General features: G+C 66.2%; 2 protein-coding genes. Both read left to right on the plus strand.

Annotation, left to right across the window (positions count from 1 at the left end; all coding sequences use genetic code 11):
- The coding region (locus tag EN935_RS38510; protein ID WP_127374372.1) for a tetratricopeptide repeat protein at window positions 1–580 on the plus strand (580 nt) is incomplete at its 5' end.
- A 48-nt stretch (window positions 581–628) separates the two neighbouring features.
- Window positions 629–784 (plus strand): alpha/beta family hydrolase (locus EN935_RS42615; protein WP_348629929.1); only part of this gene is annotated, 156 nt, incomplete at its 3' end.

Raw genomic sequence — 784 nt, forward strand, 5'->3', positions numbered from 1 at the left:
GCATGGGCGCGCCGACGCGATCTATCTCGAGGGTGGGCAGAGCGAACTCGACGGCCAGTTGTTGTTCGATTTGGGCACCGCCGGGGCAGAGGGCGACGACACGCTGGAAGAGCTCTTCGCTGAAGCGGAAGCGGCGGAGGAGGGCGGCGACCATGAAGGCGCTGCCGCACTCTACCAACGCTGCCTGGCCATCGACCCGAGCGATGCGATCGCCGCCTTCAACCGCGCCAACTGCCTGCGCGCCGGCGGCCACGCGGCTGATGCCGCGCACGACTATATCAGCGCGATAAAACTGGACCCGGCCTTCGTCGAGGCCTGGTTCAACCTGGCAGGGCTGATGAGCGAGCAAGGCCGCGAGGCTTCGGCGCGGAGGCATTTGCAGAAGGCGATCGCGCTCGACAAGAATTACGCCGATCCGGTGTTCAACCTCGCGAGGCTCGAATTCGATGCCGGCAATCTGCTGGAGGCGCGGCGGCTGTGGGTGCGCTATCTCGAGCTCGACGCGGGGTCCGAATGGGCGAGGGTTGCAGCCAAGGGGGTTCAGTTCGTGGATATGCAACTGGCGCGGACGGCGGGGTGAGGGGGATGCTGGCGTGAAGGAACTCGGCTTTTATTGGAAGGCCGCCCCATGACCACCTTCCTCTTCGACGGCGACGACACCGCGCCCATCACCATCCTGCTCGCGCATGGCGCCGGCGCGTCGATGGATTCCCCCTCGATGACCGCCGCCGCCAAGGCACTGGCCGCGGCTGGCTTCCAGGTCGCCCGCTTCGAATTCCACTAT

It is taken from the genome of Mesorhizobium sp. M7D.F.Ca.US.004.03.1.1 (assembly GCF_003998635.1).
GTDB classification, from domain to species: Bacteria; Pseudomonadota; Alphaproteobacteria; order Rhizobiales; family Rhizobiaceae; genus Mesorhizobium; species Mesorhizobium loti.